This is a genomic window from Methylophilus methylotrophus DSM 46235 = ATCC 53528 (assembly GCF_000378225.1).
Lineage (GTDB): Bacteria > Pseudomonadota > Gammaproteobacteria > Burkholderiales > Methylophilaceae > Methylophilus > Methylophilus methylotrophus.
Genome location: NZ_KB905147.1, coordinates 114474 through 134778 on the forward strand (window position 1 = coordinate 114474; position 20305 = coordinate 134778).

Consider the following 20305-nt stretch of genomic DNA (forward strand, 5'->3'; position numbering starts at 1 on the left):
TCAGCTGATGAGGCATTGTATTACTAAAACAAAAGAATGATAATCATGCCGATAATGGTAAAACTGTCTCATATAGGTTGACAATCAATGGCTTCCATCGAAGAAATGCATTTCTTTGTAGAGGTGGTAAAGCATGGTAACTTCACCAGTGCCGCCCATGCGTTGGGAATCTCCAAACAGCTGGTGAGCCGCCGTATTATCGCGTTGGAAGCGCGCCTTGGGGCACGGTTACTTTTGCGGACAACCCGCAAACTGTCCCCTACCGAAACAGGTAAGATATTTTTCCAGCGTGCACAACAGATATTACAAGCCATTCATGATGCAGAACTGGAAATCAGCAACCGCTCGGATGAGTTACGCGGCTTACTCAAACTATCTGTCCCGCTCTCTTACGCCAACCTGAGGCTAGCCCCAGCCCTGACGGCGTTTATGCAGCAACACCCGCATGTCGATATCTGGCTCGATGCAGACAACCGGCATGTGGACATGATCAGTGAAAGTTATGACATGGTCATTCGTGTGACTGATCAACCTGAAGAAGGCATGGTGGCGCGCAAACTCGAAGATGCCGCTATCCGCTTTTGTTGCAGCCCGGAATACATTGCACGCAATGGCATACCGGAATCTCCCCGGGCACTTGCAAAGCATGCTTGCCTGACACACCGCGCCAGCGAATGGGTATTTAGCGATCACGACCAGATACACCGCATTCCGATTCATGCCAAGTTAAGATCCAACCACGGCGAGGTATTGCGCGAGGCTGCCCTGGCTGGCCTGGGCATTACAGGATTACCTGCTTTTTATGTGCTGGATGATTTGCACAGCGGGCGCCTAGTAGAAGTATTGGCAGAGTTCGGCATTCAGCAGGGAGGGATTTACGCCATGTATCCCTATCATAAGCAGGTGTCCGCCAACACCCTGGCGCTGATCGAGCACCTGCGACACTGGTTCCAGCCTGCGCAGCCCTGAAGAGCCGACTGTGATTCCACCGTGTTATTCAACCAGTAATACCCGTTTACCACCATCCAGGCTGTAACCGCCGGGACCAAACGCAATCACGACCAGCAGGCCGCCGATGATAGTGATGTTTTTGAGGAACATAATGACCTGGACCGGATCAGCCATATTGCTATGAAACATTAATGCAGTCACAAAGGTAAATAACGAGATTCCAGCGGCAGCCAGTTGTGCCTTGAAGCCGACCAGCAGCGCCAGACCCAGCCCAAGCTCTACGATGAGTGCAACCACATAAGCCACCTGCGGTAACGGCAAGTGCGCACTTTCGATATAGGCGATGGTCCCAGCAGGATCCATGACCTTGGCAATGCCGCTAATAATGAAAATCAGGGATAACAAAACACGCCCCAGAAAACTGACCCAACGCTGCCGTACATTCATACTGATCGCTCCTTGTCGTTATTGAACGCGCTGTCTCTCACCTCACGGGCGAGAAAATCTCGGTATGATGCATGCCGGTGACAGATTCATGCCGTTTTCACTTACCCAGCAACTCAGCCCCAATTCTGACCACCGGTGTATCACATTTGTTACTCTGCACCATTCTGTGAAGAAATGCCAGCAGGATTTGACATTTAAAAATAACAGTGTTAACTTAACTACGTTATTTAAATCAATGATGGTGTTGAATGCCCCCAAAGGTCAAATCCGAAATTGAAAAACAAGCTGTGCGCACCGCCATTATGGACGCGGCCAGGGAGCTTTTTATTCATCAAGGGGTAGAAGCCGTGACCATGCGTGCCGTGGCTCAGCGTGTCGGGTACTCGGCGACGAGTCTTTACCTTTACTTCAGCGACAAAGAGCAACTGATCCGGGCCGTGGTAGATGCCGACGTCATCAAATTGGCGCAGTCTTTAAAATCAACATTGGATATCAGCGACCCACTACAGCGTTTTTTACAATTTGGGCAGCATTATGTGCAGTTTGCCCTGACCAACCCGAATCACTACCGCATGATGTTTATGACCCCGCATCCTCCATGCGACCCGGCATTTTCCAGCATAGAGCAGGACAATCCCGAACAGGACGCTTATGCACAATTGATAGGCGTGGTCACAAGCGCCTGGCATGCTGGCGTGTTCAAACCATCCCTGACCGATCCTGTGCTCATCGCCCAGACCGTCTGGGCGGCCATGCATGGCTTGTGCGCCCTGCAAATCAACCTCGCAGACGATGCCTGGATCAACTGGCGATCCCTGGAGGCGCGCGTTCAGGCCATGGTAGAGATGTGTATGCATGGATTTATGAAAGAACCTCAACATGAATAAGACTGTCATTAGCAGCTTGTGCCTGGCCGCCATGGTCAGCGCCTGTCACCAGCCGACCGAAGCCCCACCTGCCCCACGCCCTGTCTGGGTGATGAGCGTCGGTGAAGCAGGCGGACCGGTCGCCGCCAGCTATACCGGTGAAGTCAAATCCCGTTATGAATCCAATATTGGCTTCCGTATTGGCGGCAAAATTATTTCACGTGCGGTCAACGTGGGCGACCTGGTGAAAAAAGGCCAGCTCATTGCCCAGCTCGACCCCAATGACACACGGCTCAATGCCCAGGCCGCCCAGGCCGAGGTGCAAACTGCCCAAGCCAACCTGGCGCTCGCGCAGGCAGAACTGGAACGCCGCCAGCAGCTATACCGGCAACAATTCATTTCAAAGTCTGCACTGGATAGCTACGAAACCCAGGTCAAGACCACGCAGGCCCGTCTCGAGCAAGCCAGATCACAGGCGGCTGTCAGCCTGCATCAAACTGGTTATACACAATTAGTCGCTGATAGATCAGGTGTCATAGGCATGATCCAGGCCGAGCCTGGGCAGGTGGTGTCTGCCGGGCAAACCATCGCCCAAATTTATGACCTGCAAACCCTGGAGGTTCTGATTGCAGTCCCGGAGTCCCGGATAGACAGCCTGCATGTGGGCGATATCGCCCGCATTACCCTCAATGACCTGCCGCAAAGCTATCAAGGCCGTATCCGTGAAATCTCGCCAGCAGCTAATAGCCAGACCCACGCCTTTGACCTGCGCATTCAGTTACTGGATGCTGACCAGCAAATGAAATTAGGCATGACTGCGCAAGTGAGCTTTGCACAACAACATTCTGCACAGTCACTGATCGTGCCCGCGACGGCAGTCACACAGCAAGACGGGCACGCCAGCGTCTGGATCATAGACGCGCAACAAAAAGCACATGTACGTCGGGTGACAACAGGTGCATTGACAGAAAACGGTATCGAAATCACCAGCGGTTTACAGCCGCAGGAGACCATTGCCACCATAGGCGTACACACACTGACCGAAGGCATGCCAGTAAAACCCGTCACACCAGGGCCTGAGGTGCTTCGTTAATGAGCGAACCACAACATATGCCAGGCCATGATGAGAATGCTCACGAGACGCAGCGTTTCAACCTCTCCACCTGGGCGCTCAAAAACCAGGCACTGGTGCTGTATTTTATTATCCTGACCTTATTGGCCGGCGTGTTCGCCTACACGCACCTGGGGCAATCCGAAGACCCGCCATTTACTTTTAAAGTCATGCTGATACGCAGCAGTTGGCCAGGTGCCTCCGCACAAGAAGTTGAACAGCAAGTCACTGACAAGATTGAGAAAAAGCTGCAGGAAATCCCCTCCATTGACTACACCAGCAGCTATTCCCGCCCCGGTGAATCCGTAGTGTTTATTGTCATCCGCGATAATACCTTTTCAGAGAAAATCCCCGAGTTGTGGTACCAGGTACGCAAAAAAATAGGCGATATCCGGCATACCTTCCCCAGTGACCTGCAAAGCCTGACCTTTAACGACGAATTCAGTGATGTGTATGGCACCATGTACGCCATCACAGCCGATGGCCTCAATCCGCAACAATTGAAACGTCAGGCCGAATGGGTACGCGCCCGCCTGCTCAAATTGCCGGACGTTGAAAAAGTGGATCTGTTTGGCGAGCAGCCACAAAAAATCATTATTGAAATCTCTAACCAGAAACTAACGTCATTAGGCATCAGCCCTGCCCAGCTGGCGCAAATGCTGCAACAGCAAAACAGCGTCATCGGCTCCGGAACATTTGATGCAGGCCCGGAAAGAATCCGGCTGGATGTGAGTGGCCGCTTACAAACACTGGAGGAGTTACGTCAGTTTCCCATCCGGGCTGGTAACCAGAACCTGACCTTGGGGGAGATTGCAACCATCAAACGCGGCTACGCCAACCCACCCGCGCAGCGCATCCACTTTAACGGCCAGTCCGCCTTGCTGATCGGTGTCAGCATGCAACAAGGCGGCGATGTGATTGCGCTGGGCAAAGCCATGCAGCAAACCATCACCAGCGTACAAAAACAGCTCCCGGTAGGCGTAAATCTGCAACTGGTCACCTCCCAGCCCGACATTGTGCAGCACTCCGTGCAGGACTTTGTCCGATCACTGTCCGAGGCACTCATTATTGTGCTGGCAGTGAGCCTGCTGTCGCTGGGCTGGCGCACCGGTATTGTTGTGGCAGTGGCTATTCCCATCGTGCTGGCAGGCACCTTCCTGCTCATGGACTGGCTGGATATCGGCCTGCACAAAATCTCGCTAGGTGCCCTGATCCTTGCCCTCGGCTTGTTGGTGGATGATGCCATTATTGCCGTGGAAATGATGGCCGCCAAAATGGAACAAGGCTGGGAACGCATGCAGGCTGCATCATTTGCATTCACTTCTACCGCCATGCCCATGCTGACTGGCACCCTGGTCACGGTAGCAGGCTTCCTGCCCATTGCCACAGCGGTGTCTTCCACCGGTGAATACACACGCTCCATTTTCCAGGTCTCAGCCATCGCACTCTCCCTTTCCTGGGTCGCCGCCGTGATTGTGATTCCTTTTCTGGGCTACCATTTACTACCAGATGCCAAGACCCACCACAGCGAAGCAAGCACTCACAACCATGTGTCCATTTACGAGACCTCTTTTTACCGTCGGCTGCACAGCACCGTTGCCTGGTGCGTACAATACAAAGGCAGTGTGATCATTGCCACCATTGCCTTGTTTGTCGTGGCGATGCTCAGCTTTGACAAGGTACAACAACAGTTTTTCCCAGATTCCACCCGGCTGGAAATTATCGTCGACCTCCGCCTGGCAGAAAACGCCAGCGACCAATCCACCGATGCCGCCGTCAAAAAACTGGAGCAATGGCTACAAGGATGGCAACGATCACATGGCGCGCTGCAAAACGTGGTGTCTTATGTTGGCTCCGGCGCACCGCGTTATTACCTGCCACTGGATGTACAACTGCCACATAGAGCTTTCGGGCAATTGGTGATCCTGACCAACAGCCTGGAACAGCGCGAAGCCCTGCGCAATGACCTGCTCACGCTGTTTGAACATGACTTTCCACAATTACGCGCGTCGGTACTTCGCCTGGAAAACGGGCCGCCTGTGGGTTTCCCGGTGCAGTTCCGAGTTGACGGACAAAATCTGCAGGCCATCCGGGAGGTCGCGCACAAGATTGCCGATGCCATGCGCGCCAACCCCAACCTGCGCAATGTACAACTGGGCTGGGAAGAACCGAGCAAAGTCATTCATGTCGATATCGACCAACATAAAGCCAGACTCCTGGGCGTCAGCTCGCCAGACATCGCCCAATTGCTGAATACCCAATATTTTGAGCAAGTAGTGAGCGAGTTCAGGGAGGGTAACGAACGCATAGACCTGGTCATGCGTAGCACGCAAGAAGAGCACACCAAACTCTCGCAACTGGCCCAGCTGACGGTATTAAGCCAGCGTGGTGAGCGTGTGCCGCTGGCACAGATCGCCAATATTCACTACAGCTTTGAGGAAGGCGTGATATGGCGCCGTAACCGCGTGCCGTCACTCACCGTGCGCGCGCACTTGCGTGGCAATATGCAGGCACCGGTGGCCTCAACACAAATACAGCAAGCCATACAGCCTATCCTTCAACAGCTTCCAGCAGGCGTCACGGTAGAAACCGGCGGCGCGATTGAAGAGTCCGCCAAAGGGGCTTCCTCGGTTGCCAAAGGGGTGCCGCTGTTTCTAGCCGCGGTCTTTACACTGTTGATGCTGCAACTGCGCAGTATTTCAAATGTGCTCCTGGTCGTCCTGACCGCGCCATTGGGCATGATAGGCATTACCTTTGCCCTGCTGATCTTTAATATGCCATTTGGCTTTGTCGCCATGCTGGGCAGCATTGCGCTGTCAGGCATGATCATGCGCAACTCCGTCATCCTGGTTGACCAGATCAAGCAGGATATCGCCGAAGGCGCTTCGCTTGAGCAAGCGGTCGTACAATCCACCGTACGCCGCTTCCGGCCGATTGTATTGACTGCCGCCGCAGCGATTCTGGCCATGATCCCGCTCACGCGCAGCGTGTTTTTCGGCCCCATGGCGGTGGCGATCATGGGCGGGCTGGCAGTGGCCACCATCCTGACGATTTTGTTTGTACCGGCACTGTATACCTTCTGGGAAGGATTCACAGCCAGGTTCATGCAATCCAGGCGCAATAAACTATAATAGGGTTTATCAATAATCAAACTGGGATTCAAGACATGACAGATCAGGCAACCGCACGTTTTAACATGATTGAGCAACAAATCCGCACCTGGGAGGTGCTGGACCCACAGGTACTGGCCACTTTGAACAACATGCCACGCGAAGCCTTTGTGCCAGAAGCGTACCGCGGCTTGGCGTTTGCCGATATTGAAATCCCGCTCGCGCAGGGCCAGCAAATGCTGAGCCCGAAAATTGAAGGCCGCTTTTTACAGGCCCTGCAATTGCAAGCCAAAGACAAAGTGCTGCTGATCGGCGCAGGCAGTGGTTACCTGGCCGCATTGATGGCGCAACACTGTGCGCAAGTCACCGCGCTGGAAATCTTCCCTGAGCTGTGTGCCATGGCTACGCAAAACCTGACCAAGCAGGGCATAAAGAATGTGCAAGTGATAGAACTTGATGGCCACAATGGGTATGAGTCACAAGCCCCGTACGATGCCATTGTGTTCACAGCCTCCAGCCCGGTGGAGCCAGAAGGTGTGCGCTACCAGTTGAGCATCGGTGGCCGCATGCTGATTGTCCTGGGCCAGGCACCTGTGATGCAGGCAACATTGATCCAGCGCCTTGCCGAGCATAGTTACAAGCAGGATGTGCTGTTTGAAACCTGCCTGACAGAAATGCAAAACGCCACACAAGCCCAGGCTTTCTCATTTTAAAACACCAAACCATGTCACTCATGCGCCTATCCCGGTTAATTGCCCTTGCCAGCTGCCTGTGGTTACCCCATACCAGCTGGGCTGCCTCACAAAGCCTGATCGACATTTATCAGGAAGCCAAGGCCAATGACCCGGTACTGGCCTCAGCCGGCAGCGCCAACCAGGCGGCGCAGGAGATCATAGAACAGGCGAAAGCAGGCTACCGCCCGGTGGTCAACTTAACCGCTGGTGCCAGCGCCAGCCAAACCGACCTCAAAATCATCGGTACGCAGAACCCCTTACGGGGTGGTCGCAATAACTTTGAAGGTTACCAGTCCCGGCTTGAGGCCAGGCAACCGATTTTCCGCAAGGAAAACCTGGAGAGAATTGATCAAAGCAAAGTGCAGGTGAGCATTGCAGACAAGCAATATCATCTTGCACAACAAAATCTGATGTTACGCACAACGCAAGCCTACTTTGACGTGCTGCTGGCGCAAGACCGCATTACCTTGATCGATGCGCAGAAAAAAGCCATTCTGAGCCAGCTAGAACAAGCCAAAGCAACCTTTGAAGTGGGCACCGCAACCATCACCGACGTCAATGAAGCACAAGCACGCTACGACCTGGTGGTCGCACAAGAACTGTCCGCGTTAAACGAGATGGAGATTGCCAAGCGCACCCTGCAGGCAATCACCGGCAAATTGCCCGACCATTTAGCCTCCGTGCGTGAAGATATTCAAATCACGCCTAGCCAGAAGTCTATTCAGGAGTGGCAAGAGGTCGCCAATCAGAGCAACCTTAATATCCAGATTCAGCAGGAAACTGTACAAGTCAGCGAAAAAGATATCGAAATCGCCCGTGCCGGTCACTACCCGACACTGGATGCAGTCGCCAGCTACCTCGACAGCTACGCAAACGGTGGCCAAAACGGCTTTGGTGGTGACCTGACCAACGCCACCATAGGCGTAGAACTTTCCATGCCGCTATACCAGGGCGGCGCGGTCAGCTCGCGCGTACGCCAGGCCGCTTATAACCGCCAGAGAGCGCTGGATGACTTGCAAAACGCTTTGCGCCAGACCTCACTAGAAACCCAGCGCGCCTACCTCAACCTGAGTACCAGCATTGCGCAGGTAAAAGCTCTGGAACAAGCGCTCAAGAGCAGCCAGAGCCAGCTGGATTCCACCAAGCTCGGCTACGAAGTGGGCGTGCGCACCAGCGTAGACGTGCTCAATGCGCAACAACAGTATTTCAGCGCCAACCGCGACTTGTTGCAGGCCCGCTATAACTACCTGGTGAATATCATCCGCCTCAAAACCGCCAGCGGCATCGTCTCCGAAGCCGACCTGCAAGATATCGACCAGCAACTCGCCAAGAGATAAACCCATGAAACCAGCCATCGCCACCACAGACGCCGTTTGGATGTTGATTGACGTACAAACTCGCCTCTGTGACGTGATGCCACCTGAGGCCATGGCCAATGCGATCAAAAACATTCAGCGCCTGATTCAAGGCGCTCAGCTCCTGAATATCCCGCTCTGGGTCACTGAACAATATCCGGAAAAACTTGGCGAAACCCTGCCTGCGCTGCAAACACTATTGCCAGACTATACTCCGCGTATTCCCAAACTTGCCTTCTCTGCATGGCACGAATCTGCTTTTCAGGAATCCTCCGTCAGCGTCGCCCCGCAAGTCGTGCTATTCGGGCTTGAGACCCATATCTGCGTACTGCAAACCGCCCTGAATGCATTAGCCGCAGGCAAACAAGTGTTTATCGTAGAAGACGCCGTCATCTCACGCACTGAGGCCAACCGCAATAACGCCATAGCAAGAATGCGCAGCGCAGGTTGCATCATTACAAATACAGAATCTATGCTATTTGAGCCCATGCAAGGCGCGACACATACACAGTTCAAGGCCGTATCGGCACTGATTCGGTAAGACATCACCGCACTCACCTGTTACAGAACCGTACTAATTGGCAAAAATTTCCTCGTGCTGTAATCAACCCACTCAATCATTACCGCAAAAAATTCGGTAATGATAACCGCACACAAACCACACCAAAAACTATATTTCGACTTACAAAAACGTCATATTTATATATTATGACTTATATATAGTCAATTTAATTGACACTGCCAGTGCTTGCCGGTAAAGTAAACTAATGCTAATAAGGTTTAGATGCGATGAGTAATCAAGGATCAACAAATGTACGTATCTACTCCCGCTATGCGCGGGAAGCGGTGACAATGCTCGGCAATCTTATCCGTATTCATCGCATTGAACGCAAACTGAGTGTTCAGGCGCTGGCTGAGCGCGTGGGTATTTCGCGCGATATGATGCAAAGGATTGAGCAAGGGGACCCGCGCTGTGGCATTGGTCTTGTTGTGGAAGCTGCGGCGATTGTAGGCGTTCCTCTGTTTGATGCAGAGAACAGCCACACGCTGACCATGCACATCAAAGAACAGGAAGAAAAACTTCGCCTGCTCCCTAAAGCCATTCATCAAAAAAGAACGGTAGTAAAAGATGACTTCTGATCACGGTATTGATGAGGCTTATGTATGGATTTGGCTGCCGAAAGAAATTGAACCGGTCGTTGCCGGTCGAGTAGCCAGACAGGATGATGGAAGACTGGTATTTAACTACGGTCAAAGTTATCTCAAAAGAAAAAATGCAATTGCGATTTATGCACCGGAGTTGCCATTGCAAGCCGGTGCCATTCCTTTACGGCAAAATATGCAATTACCCAGCTGTATCCGTGACGCCTCGCCCGATGCATGGGGGCGGCGCGTCATTATTAACCGAACGCTCGGCCTCAAAGGACTTGCAGCCGAGCCGGTTGAACTGGATGAACTGACCTATCTATTGGAATCTGGTTCAGATCGCATCGGGGCATTGGATTTTCAAACCTCAGCCACGGAATATGTGGCGCGTGAACGCCAAAACGCGACGCTAAATGAATTAATGGCATCGGCAGAGCGCGTAGAGCAAGGCGTTCCATTATCCCCCAAACTGGATCTCGCACTGCAACATGGCACATCGCTGGGCGGTGCACGCCCCAAAGCGTTGATTGCGGATCATGATAAAAAATATATTGCCAAATTCTCAGCCAGCAATGATCTCTATAACGTGGTCAAGGCAGAATTTGTCGCCATGCGCCTCGCATCTATCGTCGGCCTGAATGTTGCGCCAGTAAAGTTGACGCAAGCGTTGGGTAAAGACGTGCTGTTGATAGAGCGATTTGACCGTTTTACGGTGAACAATGGCTGGGCACGCCGCGCCATGGTATCCGCACTCACCATGCTCGACTTAGATGAAACCGAAGCACGCTATGCCAGCTACGAAGACCTGGCAACAGTGGTCCGACACCGCTTTACTCAACCTACGCGCACCCTTGAAGAGCTATTTGGGCGGATTGTGTTTAATATCTTATGTGGTAACACCGATGATCATGCACGTAACCATGCAGCATTCTGGGATGGCCAGGCGCTAACACTCACGCCTGCTTATGATATTTGCCCACAAGGACGCACCGGCGGCGAAGCCACGCAAGCCATGTTGATTACCGGACAAAACCGATTTAGTCAGTTAACAATTTGCCTGGAGGCTGCTGCACACTTTTTGCTGCCAGTGGGCCGTGCTCGCGAAATCATCAATGCACAGCTTGAAACCATTCGTGAGCAATGGGAAGCCGTATGCGATGAGGCCAATCTCAACGAAGTGGATCGCACATTTTTGTGGGGGCGTCAGTTCCTCAATCCTTTTGCTTTGCAAGGCTGGGTTTGAGTTGGCAGATTGAATGAATTCACCAAGGTTGAGCAATACGTTGGTCTCGAGATTGGCATGCACAAACTCAGCGCCGTTATTTTGCTTTTACAAACATAATCATTTAAGATTTTGACAAACCTAACTTTTTGATTTGCAATTGTTTCCATGAAACCATCCCAAGCACTAAATCAACACAGGCAAGCCATTCGCCAAATTGTGATGTCGCATCGTGCGTGCAATGCAAGAGTGTTTGGCTCTGTGCTCCATGGTGAAGATCAGGAAGGCAGTGACCTCGATTTGTTGGTAGAACCCACCTCAGAAACCAGCCTGATGGATATTGCCAAGATTCAGCATCAACTACAGCAGTTGTTAGGCGTCTCAGTGGATGTGCTTACCCCCAATGCCTTACCAGAGAGCTTTAGAGAAAAAGTGCTTTTAGAAGCATTGCCAGTATGAAGACGGATCCGTTACGTGTTCCTCACTATATTGCGCACATTCTCGAAGCAATAAACCGTATTGATACATACACCGCAGAGATAGACGAAGCTGCTTTTTTAACCAACAAACTTGTGCAAGATGCCGTGATTCGTAATATAGAAATCATCGGCGAGGCTGCTCGAAATATCCAAAAACACCATCCAGAATTTGCAACATTGCATGCCACAGTGCCGTGGGAAGATATGTACTTGATGCGCAATCGGTTGGCGCATGGATACTTTTCTATTGATTATGAGCTAGTCTGGCAAACAATCCGTCGAGACATACCAGAGTTGCATATGCTTATTCGCAGTCTTTCCGATCAAGTTTGAATCAATCGATACGGACTCCTATCGATTCAAGACCGTGCATATGAATCAAATCGAATGGAATGATTTCACCAAGGTTGAATTACGCGTTGGCCGCGTGATTTCGGCAGAAGTGTTTGCAGAGGCTCGCAAGCCAGCCTACAAACTGCAAATCGACTTTGGCCCCGAGATCGGCATCCGTAAATCGAGCGCCCAGATTACAGCGCACTACACCCCAGAAAGCCTGGTTGGTAAACTGGTGGTCGCCGTGGTTAATTTTCAGCCCAAACAGATTGGGCCATTGATGTCAGAATGCCTGGTGACGGGTTTTCATGATGCGGAAGGAAGAGTGACTTTATGTGTGCCGGAACATGAGGTGCCGCTTGGCACAAAGCTGCTTTAAACGATTTCATTTGCACAAATGATTCCTACGCATATTAATAATATTTAAACTGCAGAAAACAATACTGACAGATTCTGACTTCATCAACTTTTGTATCGAGTACATCCCATGACTTATGCACTGATTGACAACGCCACACTCACCGCTACCGAACGAGTCATGGGAAATATTGAAGTCAAAAATCCAGATACAATTAATGGAGACCTCGCAGCGCTTGAAAATCTTACACAAGCAATCTTATTTTATGATGAGCTCGTATGCATTGATGACTACAAAGAAGAGCATAAAGAGAATCGCAAAAATGAGTTTAATTTCATCAAATTTTTATCTCCCTCAGATTATCAACTTAACACCTTTTCGGAGATAGCACACGCAGAAGTAAAGCGCATACGTCCTGAAATTCGTGCAGGGCAATTTTCAGACCCCGACTTTGGGAACTTAATTGAGCAGTTAAAGCTGAATATGATTTGCACTTGGGATTTACGTTCTAGCGTATATTACTTAACAATGAAAATGCTAGGGCAGCCCGACTCAGCTGAGTATGAAAAATATAGCAAGCTTAGTGCCACAATTTACAGCGAGCTAACAGATAGTTCAACGACTCGTGGGCATTGGTCAGAAGACGTACGACTAGTTGGTAGTGATGGTCAAGAAATATCCAAGGAGCAAATGAGGAGAGACTCTACTTCTAACTCACGTGGTCTCGGCGGCACCACTAGAGGTTTAGATATTTTTATAGCTTCTCTTAATTGGCTTGCATATAAATCTATTTATTACAGTATTACTGCAAAATATTTGAGGGCTGATACTTTCCTTCATCCAATCAGACATGCATATCAAATTCACTGGTTTAAAAAAGCTGGTGTTTTTGGGCATGACTTTACTTCTAAATTAATCGCCTCTTTAGCCGCTCAAACATCGAAAACATTTGGAGAAATTTCAGACTATGGAAGAAATACTGCTATAAGTCTTGAATTACCAATATTCTCAGCCTGGCTCACATCTCAATCAGGCAATTCCAAGCAAATTATCAGCTCAGCTCTTGAATTAAGAAATGAACAGAGCCTTCAGGAAATTAGGGGGCTATTAAGCCAGATTCGGATTGCATTTGACGAAAATGGACTTGCACCAGCGAACAAACTAATTCAAAAATGGGATAGCTCTGTACAAAAAGCGACTCAAGAGCTAAAACAAAAATATGGTCTAAAGACTGACCAAGGATTTCAATTTAGTAATCTAATTAAAAGTTATAATGCTATCGCTGCATTCAAGGGACTACCTCAATTTCCTGAGGTTGATTTCAAAATACCATTGCCTGAATTCATAACAAACAATAGATCAAACTCTTTCTCCACTCTCTTCAAGGATATCTCATCTGATCTCACATCTATTGAGCGCTTAGGTAGCATAAGGGATATGATGGCAAGTAATTTTGTAATAAACGATGAGCACTACTCTCCACCTAAGTTTGAATTACCGGAGTTTAGTCATATCTCCTCAGAGTGGAAATTGAGAATGTAGTTAATTTTAAGCTAATCAATCATCTTGGAATAATATGCACCTTCGCATGCGTCACCCCCGTCTGTGACGAGATCGCATTGACGCAAGCCTCTACCTCGGCGATCTTGCCTTTCAATATCACCGTTTCCATGCAATTATCATGATCCAAATGCACATGCTGGGCAGTGATAATCACATCATGGTGGTCGTGTTGTAGTTGATTCACACGGCTGGCGAGCTGGCGTTCGTGATGATCATAAACATAACTGAGCGAGGCAACGCACTCGGCCTGTGTGTGATCTCCACTTTCCATCACTGCTTCATCAAGCGCCTTTCGCACGAGGTCACGAAAAGCTTCTGAGCGGTTGACGTAGGCCCGAACGGCGACCAGTTGGTCAAAGGCATCGGCCAGGTCATCTTCCACCGAAATTGTAATGCGTCGCATAAAGTGTCTCTGGATAGTAAGTGAACAGTTGCCCGTCACACTCGGGCGTTAATCATTCTAATATACCGAAAAACCTTTTGTGAGCATTGTGGCGGCGTAGGCAAAAATAAAACTCGCACAGTATCCATGCGAGTTTTATTCAAGGTAATTTGTTTTAGAAGTTATAGGTGACAGTTAACCTTGCTGACCTAGGTTCCACCGGATGAAAGTGCTTGTCGTTCACCGGGGTTGCTTCACCGGCCAGTTGTGATTCGTAATAGTAGTCGATATCGCTGGCTTTACGGTCAAACAAGTTAAATACATCCAGGGTGAGAGTGGTGCGTGGGTTGTAGCGATAGCCCACGCGCGCGTAGGTGAGGACGGTCGAGTTAGAGCGTATAGAGTTATCTTCAATGAGTGGCCTTGGCCCAAAGTAGCGCAATTGCACACTGCCAAACCAGTTACCCCAGTTGGTGACCGTGGCGCCGAGTGAGGCGACTTTATTGATGGCGCCGGGGATATATTGTCCGGCAGGATCTGCGTGCGTAAAGCGGGCTTTTGAGAGTGCGAGATCCATATCTAGCAACAGCCAGTCATTCACTACGTAATGGTTGTTCCATTCAATGCCATACCGGCGGCTGGCACGGCTGGGTTCAGTTTCACCGGCGTCACCCACAAACAGGAGCTCGGAATCAATATCCAGCTGCCAGATAGCCAATGAACTTTGCAGGCCAGGAATCCACTCGCTGCGGATGCCGACTTCGCTGCCCCTGGTACTTACCAGCGGCGTCACTGGCGTGGCTACGCCACCACCAGGTAACACGGTTTGCGTGGTGCCGCGGGCATCGTTACTGTGAAAGCCTTTGCCGATATTGTAAAAAAGCTCAGTGTTGGCCCATGGGCCGAAGATGACGGAGAGTTTGGGCGAGGTAATGCCATCCCCTTTATTGCCAGAGTTGCCATTGATGCTGCTTTTGACATCAAACTGGTAGCGGTCATAGCGCACGCCAGCCACGGTACGCAGCTTTTCATGCCACCAGACGGTATTTTCGGCATAGAGGCCTGCACTGCTTTCCTCAACCTTGTCTGAACGGATCAGTGAAATGCGTTGTGTGTTCACCGTGTTATACAGCGCAACCGGGGAGAGTTTGTCATAGCGGGTTTGTATGCCCAACTTGTTTTCCATAGGCAAGCCCGCCAACTCGCCCAGCCACGATTTACTGAGATTCACGCCGAGCATGGTGCGCTTTTCGCTCTGGTTAAACTGGTCGCCATTGACCGGGTCGTTGAGAAAATATGTGAAGTTGCTGTAGAGGTCTAACTCGGAACGCACGGCATAGGCGCTCATTTGCCAGCTGCCATGCTGGTCACGATGCTGTTTGTTAAATGACAGGCTGTAGCGTGATGAATCGCCGCCATCGGTGGGGTCTATGGCATCAAAGCGGCCAATTTGCCCGGAACGCACGACGCGCAGCGGAATCTGGTCGGTGCTGTTCCAGCGGTTGTGGTACGCCATGGCAGTGAAGGTGGTACTGTCGTGTGCGTCGCCTTCACTGTAGCGCAACATGCCGTTATATTTCCTCACGCCTTCAGCCACCTGCCACGGGCCATCATAGTGATTCACATCCAGTGCATACAACAAATGTCCTTCCCCTAAGCCCACCGAGTTTGCCAACAACATGCGTTGGTAATCGTAACTACCCACGGTCAGGCTGGCGATGCCTTGTGGCAATTGGTTTAGCAGATGCAACCTGGCCGCGCCCGCGGAAGAAAAATCCCCTTCTTGTGCTGAATAAGGGCCTTTTTTGTAATGGATATGACTCACCAGCTCAGGGATGAGGAAATTCAAATCGGTGTAGCCTTGGCCGTGTGCATGCGTGCGCATATTCACGGGCATATCGTCCACATAAGTGGCAAAGTCTGTGCCGTGATCAAGATTAAACCCGCGCAGGTAAAACTGGTTGGCTTTGCCGCTACCACTGTGTTGGGTGACGATCATGCCGGGGACAAATTCAAGAATCTCGCCGATGCGGGCAATGGGCCGGCTTTTGATCAGGCTGGCGTTCACCTTGCCTTCACTGGCGGCATCTGAAGAGCCAATTGCATTATCATAATGCGCACGGACTTCGATCTCATCAAGGTCCACTGTTTCTGTGGCATAGCTGGGCATGCTTGCAAACAGGCCCACCAGTGCCAAAGACATGCCTGACTGTTTTTTCATAAGGGTCGCTCTCTTCTCGTATGATTTTTTATTAATTATTCATACGATGGCATTATCCACTAAAAGCAGTCGTGGTCTTATACGTAAATTGACGAAGAGGACACTGTCAGGAAAAAGTCATGGACGTAAAAAAGCCCGCTTGCGCGGGCTTTTGATTGCTTAACGACTTATTCAGCCGCTGGCGCTTCTTCTCTTGCAGGTGGATCGATCAGGGCTTTCATGCTCAAACGCACTTTGCCTTTGTCGTCGATTTCAACCACTTTCACTTTGACCACGTCACCTTCTTTGAGGTAATCGCTGACGGCTTTCACGCGCTCGTGGGCAATTTGTGAAATGTGTACCAGGCCATCTTTACCTGGCAACAAGGTCACCACAGCACCAAAGTCGAGGATCTTGACCACTGGGCCTTCGTAGATCTGGCCGACTTCGACTTCTGCGGTGATCTGTGCGATACGGCGTTGTGCTTCAGCGCCTTCGTCCGCATTTGTGCAAGCGATCTTCACGGTACCGTCATCTTCGATGTCGATGCTGGTGTTGGTTTCTTTGGTCAGTGCCTGGATCACGGCACCACCTTTACCGATCACGTCACGGATTTTGTCCGGATTGATCTTCATGGTGATGATACGTGGGGCAAACTGTGACATTTCAGTGTTCACGCCAGACACGGCTTGCTTCATCAGGCCCAGAATATGCGCGCGGCCTTCTTTGGCTTGTGCCAGTGCCACTTGCATGATCTGTGCAGTGATGCCGGTGATCTTGATGTCCATTTGCAGGGCAGTCACGCCTTTGTCGGTACCAGCCACTTTAAAGTCCATGTCACCCAGGTGGTCTTCGTCACCCAGAATGTCGGTCAGCACCGCGACGCGGTTGCCCTCTTTAATCAAGCCCATGGCCACACCAGCCACATGTGCAGTCAATGGCACACCAGCATCCAGCATAGCCAAACAGCCACCACAGACAGACGCCATGGAGCTGGAACCGTTGGACTCAGTGATCTCGGACACCACGCGGATGGTGTAGTCGAAATCTTCTTTCTTAGGCAATACGGCTTTCAATGCACGTTTAGCCAGGTTACCGTGGCCGATTTCGCGGCGTTTTGGTGAACCGACACGGCCAGTTTCGCCAGTGGCGAACGGAGGCATGTTGTAGTGCAGCATGAAGTTTTCGTAGTATTCGCCAGCCAGCGCGTCAATGATTTGCTCATCTTTGCCTGTACCCAAGGTGGTTACTACCAAAGCCTGTGTTTCGCCACGGGTAAACAGGGCAGAACCGTGGGTGCGTGGCAATACGCCGGAGCGGATGGTGATCGGACGCACGGTACGTGTATCGCGGCCATCAATCCGTGGCTCACCATTCAAAATCTGGCTACGTACGGTTTTCGCTTCGAGTTTAAAGAATTCGTCTTTAATCTTGTTGGCTTCCAGCGTTGAGGTTTCTTCAGTGATCAAGGTGCTCATGACGCGAGACTTGATTTCGTCGAGCTTGGCAGAGCGCTCACCTTTGGATTTGATTTTGAAGGCAGCGTTGATGTCTTCAGCGGCAATCGCTTCCACTTTTGCAATCAGCGCAGTGTCTGGCTCTGGCGGTGTCCAGTCCCAGGGTTCTTTACCAGCTTCAGCAGCCAGCTCGTTGATCATTTTGATCACAGGTTGCATTTGCTCGTGACCGAACACGACGGCACCTAGCATCACGTCTTCTGGCAATTCTTTGGCTTCGGATTCCACCATCATCACAGCAGTTTCAGTCGCGGCAACCACCAAGTCCAGCTCGGACTCTTTCAACTGTGTCGCGGTTGGGTTCAACACGTATTCACCGTTGATGTAACCCACTTTAACTGCACCCATCGGGCCGTAGAAAGGGATACCAGCCAACGCTACAGCAGCAGACGCACCGATCATGGCTGGAATGTCAGCATCGATTTCTGGATCGATGGACAAAACCGTGGCGACGATTTGCACTTCGTTATAGAACGCATCTGGGAACAGCGGACGCATCGGGCGGTCGATCAAACGTGCCGTCAGGGTTTCTTTTTCGCTAGGACGGCCTTCACGCTTGAAGTAACCACCTGGAATGCGGCCAGCCGCATAGGTTTTTTCCTGGTAATCCACGGTCAATGGAAAGAAATCCTGACCTTCTTTGACTTCGGTTTTCGCTGTCGCGGCCACCAGCACAACGGTATCGCCATAGCTCACCATCACTGCGCCATCGGCCTGGCGTGCGATTTCCCCGGTTTCAATGGTCAGGGTATGCGCCCCAAGCTGGAGGCTTTTTTTCGTAATTTCAAACATTGTTTTTCCTTTATCTACCATGGCTATTCACTACCCAATAGCCAATCTCTCTACAATTATGCGGTGACTTCCATCAGCACGCTTTTTGTTCTAAATAGGCACAAAACGCACTCACAGAAGCCACCCCGGTTGGTGAGAATAAAATCCAAAAGATTCCAAATCTGAGGATTTTTAAAACAAAAAAGCCGAGGCAGTCACCATGCCATCGGCTTTTATTTCGTTAAAAGTGAACTGGATTAAACGTCACTTTTAGCCAAATTATTTACGCAGGTTCAAGCGCTCGATCAGCGTTTGATAGCGGCTAACGTCTTTACCTTTTAGGTAGTCCAGCAAACGACGACGCTGGCTAACCAAAGCCAACAAGCCACGGCGTGAGTGGTTGTCTTTTTTGTTGGATTTGAAATGCTCGGTCAGGTAAGTAATACGGAATGTCAACAGAGCCACTTGCACTTCTGGACTAGCCGTATCGTTAGGGCTGCGTTGAAAATCTTTAATGATTTTTGCGGATTGTTCTGCGGTAATCGCCATCTTTATTTTCCTTGAGTTAGCGTCAATATCGTCGCAGCCAGACAACCCATTTGCCTACCGCACCGACATTCAATTTACACGAAACGCGCATTATAGCGGCAAGTGCCAACCTTGCATAGGCTTTTATCACATTAAGCTTCTGTTTTTATGAATTAAATTGACAGATACCCACTTTATTGCAGCCTTACAGAAAGTCATCATAAAAGTCGGCAGCGGCTGGCACGGCCCCGCGAATGCCGCAAATAGAGGCGGCAAAACTGGCCGCACGCGTCAGGATGGTCTGGCGCGACCAACCGGCCAGCAACCCTCTGATCACCACCGAGGTATACGCATCCCCGGCACCGACGCTATCGACAAATGCCGCGCTCAGGCGCACAGGCGGCACGCGAAAGCCCTGACCGAACCGGTCCAGCCAGAAGCTACCCTCCTCGCCACAGGTGACAAACATTTCGGTTAAGCCAAACACCATTAACAACCGCCGGGCCAACTCATTGATATCCGCAGAACCAGGCACGCCCAGCAGTTTGCAGACTTCTGGCAACTCTTCATGATTGATTTTCAGGATGTCGGCCGCCTGCAAAGCCATGCGCACGCTCTCCGCGTCATACCAGGGTGCACGCAGGTTGATATCACAGAGTACGGTAGCAGGCTTGCAGAGCGCTAACCATTGCGCCGCCACCGCCTGCATAGGCGCATGCCTCAAGGCCAGCGACCCGAAATACACCAGCCGGGGCGGATACTTCAAGGTGAGCGCCTCAACGGGTGGCCATTGCAGGTCATCATAGGCTTGCTGATCCAGAATCTCGAAACGGTGGCCTTGTGGACCGAGATGTACCTTGACTTGCCCGGTTGGCAAACGCGCTGACTGCTGCACCCCTTCTGCTGACAGGCCACTCGCCTGGATTTCAGCCATCACACGCTCACCCAGGCTGTCTCTGCCTATCCCTGTGAGTAAATGCACGTGCAAGCCAAAGGCATGACAGTGACGGGCAACGTTATAAGGCGCGCCGCCTATCACGGTTTGGTCGGGAAACACATCCCCCAGCACTTCACCCAAGATCATGATCGAATCTGACATACTTTCACCTTTAATTGCCTATTATGCTCACTCTTGCAGCCGTAGCCTCGACTACCCTTAAATTTGGGACCTAAAGCAGTCAATATTGTTGCACAACTCATGTAAATCCATCGCGAAAGGAGATCACGTGCGA

At 50.9% G+C, this 20305-nt stretch carries 19 protein-coding genes; 13 read left to right on the forward strand and 6 right to left on the reverse strand.

What is annotated here, in order from left to right:
* The first annotated feature begins 87 nt into the window (after nucleotides 1-87).
* On the forward strand, nucleotides 88-969 hold the full coding sequence (locus F463_RS0113240) for a LysR family transcriptional regulator (RefSeq protein ID WP_018987585.1): 882 nt from the start codon (nucleotides 88-90) through the stop codon (nucleotides 967-969).
* 24 nt (nucleotides 970-993) lie between these two features.
* On the opposite strand, the gene F463_RS0113245 is transcribed toward F463_RS0113240, so the two are convergent.
* Nucleotides 994-1398: a DoxX family protein gene (locus F463_RS0113245; RefSeq protein ID WP_018987586.1), complete on the reverse strand. Its 405-nt coding sequence runs from the start codon at nucleotides 1396-1398 to the stop codon at nucleotides 994-996.
* Nucleotides 1399-1646: 248 nt separating this feature from the next.
* Between F463_RS0113245 and F463_RS0113250 the strand changes: the two genes are divergently transcribed.
* The 12 genes from F463_RS0113250 to F463_RS0113305 all read left to right on the forward strand — a co-directional run bounded on the left by F463_RS0113250 (nucleotide 1647) and on the right by F463_RS0113305 (nucleotide 13654).
* Nucleotides 1647-2285: a TetR/AcrR family transcriptional regulator gene (locus tag F463_RS0113250; RefSeq protein ID WP_018987587.1), complete on the forward strand. Its 639-nt coding sequence runs from the start codon at nucleotides 1647-1649 to the stop codon at nucleotides 2283-2285.
* Nucleotides 2278-3357, forward strand: coding sequence for an efflux RND transporter periplasmic adaptor subunit (locus tag F463_RS0113255; RefSeq protein WP_018987588.1), 1080 nt, complete (start codon nucleotides 2278-2280; stop codon nucleotides 3355-3357). Before F463_RS0113250 ends, F463_RS0113255 begins: the two co-directional genes overlap by 8 nt.
* Nucleotides 3357-6506, forward strand: coding sequence for an efflux RND transporter permease subunit (locus tag F463_RS0113260; protein ID WP_018987589.1), 3150 nt, complete (start codon nucleotides 3357-3359; stop codon nucleotides 6504-6506). The genes F463_RS0113255 and F463_RS0113260 overlap by 1 nt, the downstream gene beginning before the upstream one ends.
* Before the next feature lie 35 nt (nucleotides 6507-6541).
* Nucleotides 6542-7198 (forward strand): protein-L-isoaspartate O-methyltransferase family protein, encoded by a 657-nt coding sequence (locus F463_RS0113265; protein WP_018987590.1) that lies wholly within the window; start codon nucleotides 6542-6544, stop codon nucleotides 7196-7198.
* An 11-nt stretch (nucleotides 7199-7209) separates the two neighbouring features.
* On the forward strand, nucleotides 7210-8556 hold the full coding sequence (locus tag F463_RS0113270; RefSeq protein WP_018987591.1) for a TolC family outer membrane protein: 1347 nt from the start codon (nucleotides 7210-7212) through the stop codon (nucleotides 8554-8556).
* A 4-nt stretch (nucleotides 8557-8560) separates the two neighbouring features.
* Nucleotides 8561-9115, forward strand: a complete 555-nt coding sequence (locus tag F463_RS0113275; RefSeq protein WP_018987592.1) for an isochorismatase family protein — start codon at nucleotides 8561-8563, stop codon at nucleotides 9113-9115.
* A gap of 248 nt (nucleotides 9116-9363) precedes the next feature.
* Nucleotides 9364-9714 carry a helix-turn-helix transcriptional regulator gene (locus F463_RS0113280; RefSeq protein ID WP_033413584.1) on the forward strand — a complete coding sequence of 117 codons (351 nt, stop codon included), beginning with the start codon at nucleotides 9364-9366 and terminating at the stop codon, nucleotides 9712-9714.
* Nucleotides 9704-10963 carry a type II toxin-antitoxin system HipA family toxin gene (locus tag F463_RS0113285; protein ID WP_018987594.1) on the forward strand — a complete coding sequence of 420 codons (1260 nt, stop codon included), beginning with the start codon at nucleotides 9704-9706 and terminating at the stop codon, nucleotides 10961-10963. The genes F463_RS0113280 and F463_RS0113285 overlap by 11 nt, the downstream gene beginning before the upstream one ends.
* A 147-nt stretch (nucleotides 10964-11110) precedes the next feature.
* Complete coding sequence (locus tag F463_RS0113290; RefSeq protein WP_018987595.1) at nucleotides 11111-11401, forward strand: nucleotidyltransferase family protein; 291 nt, start codon at nucleotides 11111-11113, stop codon at nucleotides 11399-11401.
* Entirely contained in the window at nucleotides 11398-11754 is a 357-nt protein-coding gene (locus F463_RS0113295; RefSeq protein ID WP_018987596.1) for a HepT-like ribonuclease domain-containing protein, read from the forward strand. Before F463_RS0113290 ends, F463_RS0113295 begins: the two co-directional genes overlap by 4 nt.
* Nucleotides 11755-11794: 40 nt before the next feature.
* Complete coding sequence (locus tag F463_RS0113300; protein ID WP_018987597.1) at nucleotides 11795-12133, forward strand: tRNA-binding protein; 339 nt, start codon at nucleotides 11795-11797, stop codon at nucleotides 12131-12133.
* A gap of 108 nt (nucleotides 12134-12241) precedes the next feature.
* Nucleotides 12242-13654, forward strand: a complete 1413-nt coding sequence (locus F463_RS0113305) for a hypothetical protein (protein WP_018987598.1) — start codon at nucleotides 12242-12244, stop codon at nucleotides 13652-13654.
* Nucleotides 13655-13673: 19 nt separating this feature from the next.
* On the opposite strand, the gene nikR is transcribed toward F463_RS0113305, so the two are convergent.
* The 5 genes from nikR to F463_RS0113330 all read right to left on the reverse strand — a co-directional run bounded on the left by nikR (nucleotide 13674) and on the right by F463_RS0113330 (nucleotide 20172).
* Complete coding sequence (gene nikR, locus F463_RS0113310) at nucleotides 13674-14078, reverse strand: nickel-responsive transcriptional regulator NikR (protein WP_018987599.1); 405 nt, start codon at nucleotides 14076-14078, stop codon at nucleotides 13674-13676.
* 154 nt (nucleotides 14079-14232) lie between these two features.
* Complete coding sequence (locus F463_RS0113315) at nucleotides 14233-16278, reverse strand: TonB-dependent receptor (RefSeq protein ID WP_018987600.1); 2046 nt, start codon at nucleotides 16276-16278, stop codon at nucleotides 14233-14235.
* Nucleotides 16279-16445: 167 nt separating this feature from the next.
* Nucleotides 16446-18566 (reverse strand): polyribonucleotide nucleotidyltransferase, encoded by a 2121-nt coding sequence (gene pnp, locus F463_RS0113320; protein ID WP_018987601.1) that lies wholly within the window; start codon nucleotides 18564-18566, stop codon nucleotides 16446-16448.
* Nucleotides 18567-18824: 258 nt separating this feature from the next.
* The gene (rpsO, locus tag F463_RS0113325; RefSeq protein ID WP_018987602.1) at nucleotides 18825-19094 is read right to left on the reverse strand and encodes a 30S ribosomal protein S15; all 270 of its coding nucleotides are present in this window, start codon (nucleotides 19092-19094) and stop codon (nucleotides 18825-18827) included.
* A gap of 184 nt (nucleotides 19095-19278) precedes the next feature.
* Nucleotides 19279-20172: a PfkB family carbohydrate kinase gene (locus F463_RS0113330; protein ID WP_018987603.1), complete on the reverse strand. Its 894-nt coding sequence runs from the start codon at nucleotides 20170-20172 to the stop codon at nucleotides 19279-19281.
* Nucleotides 20173-20305: the final 133 nt, after the last annotated feature.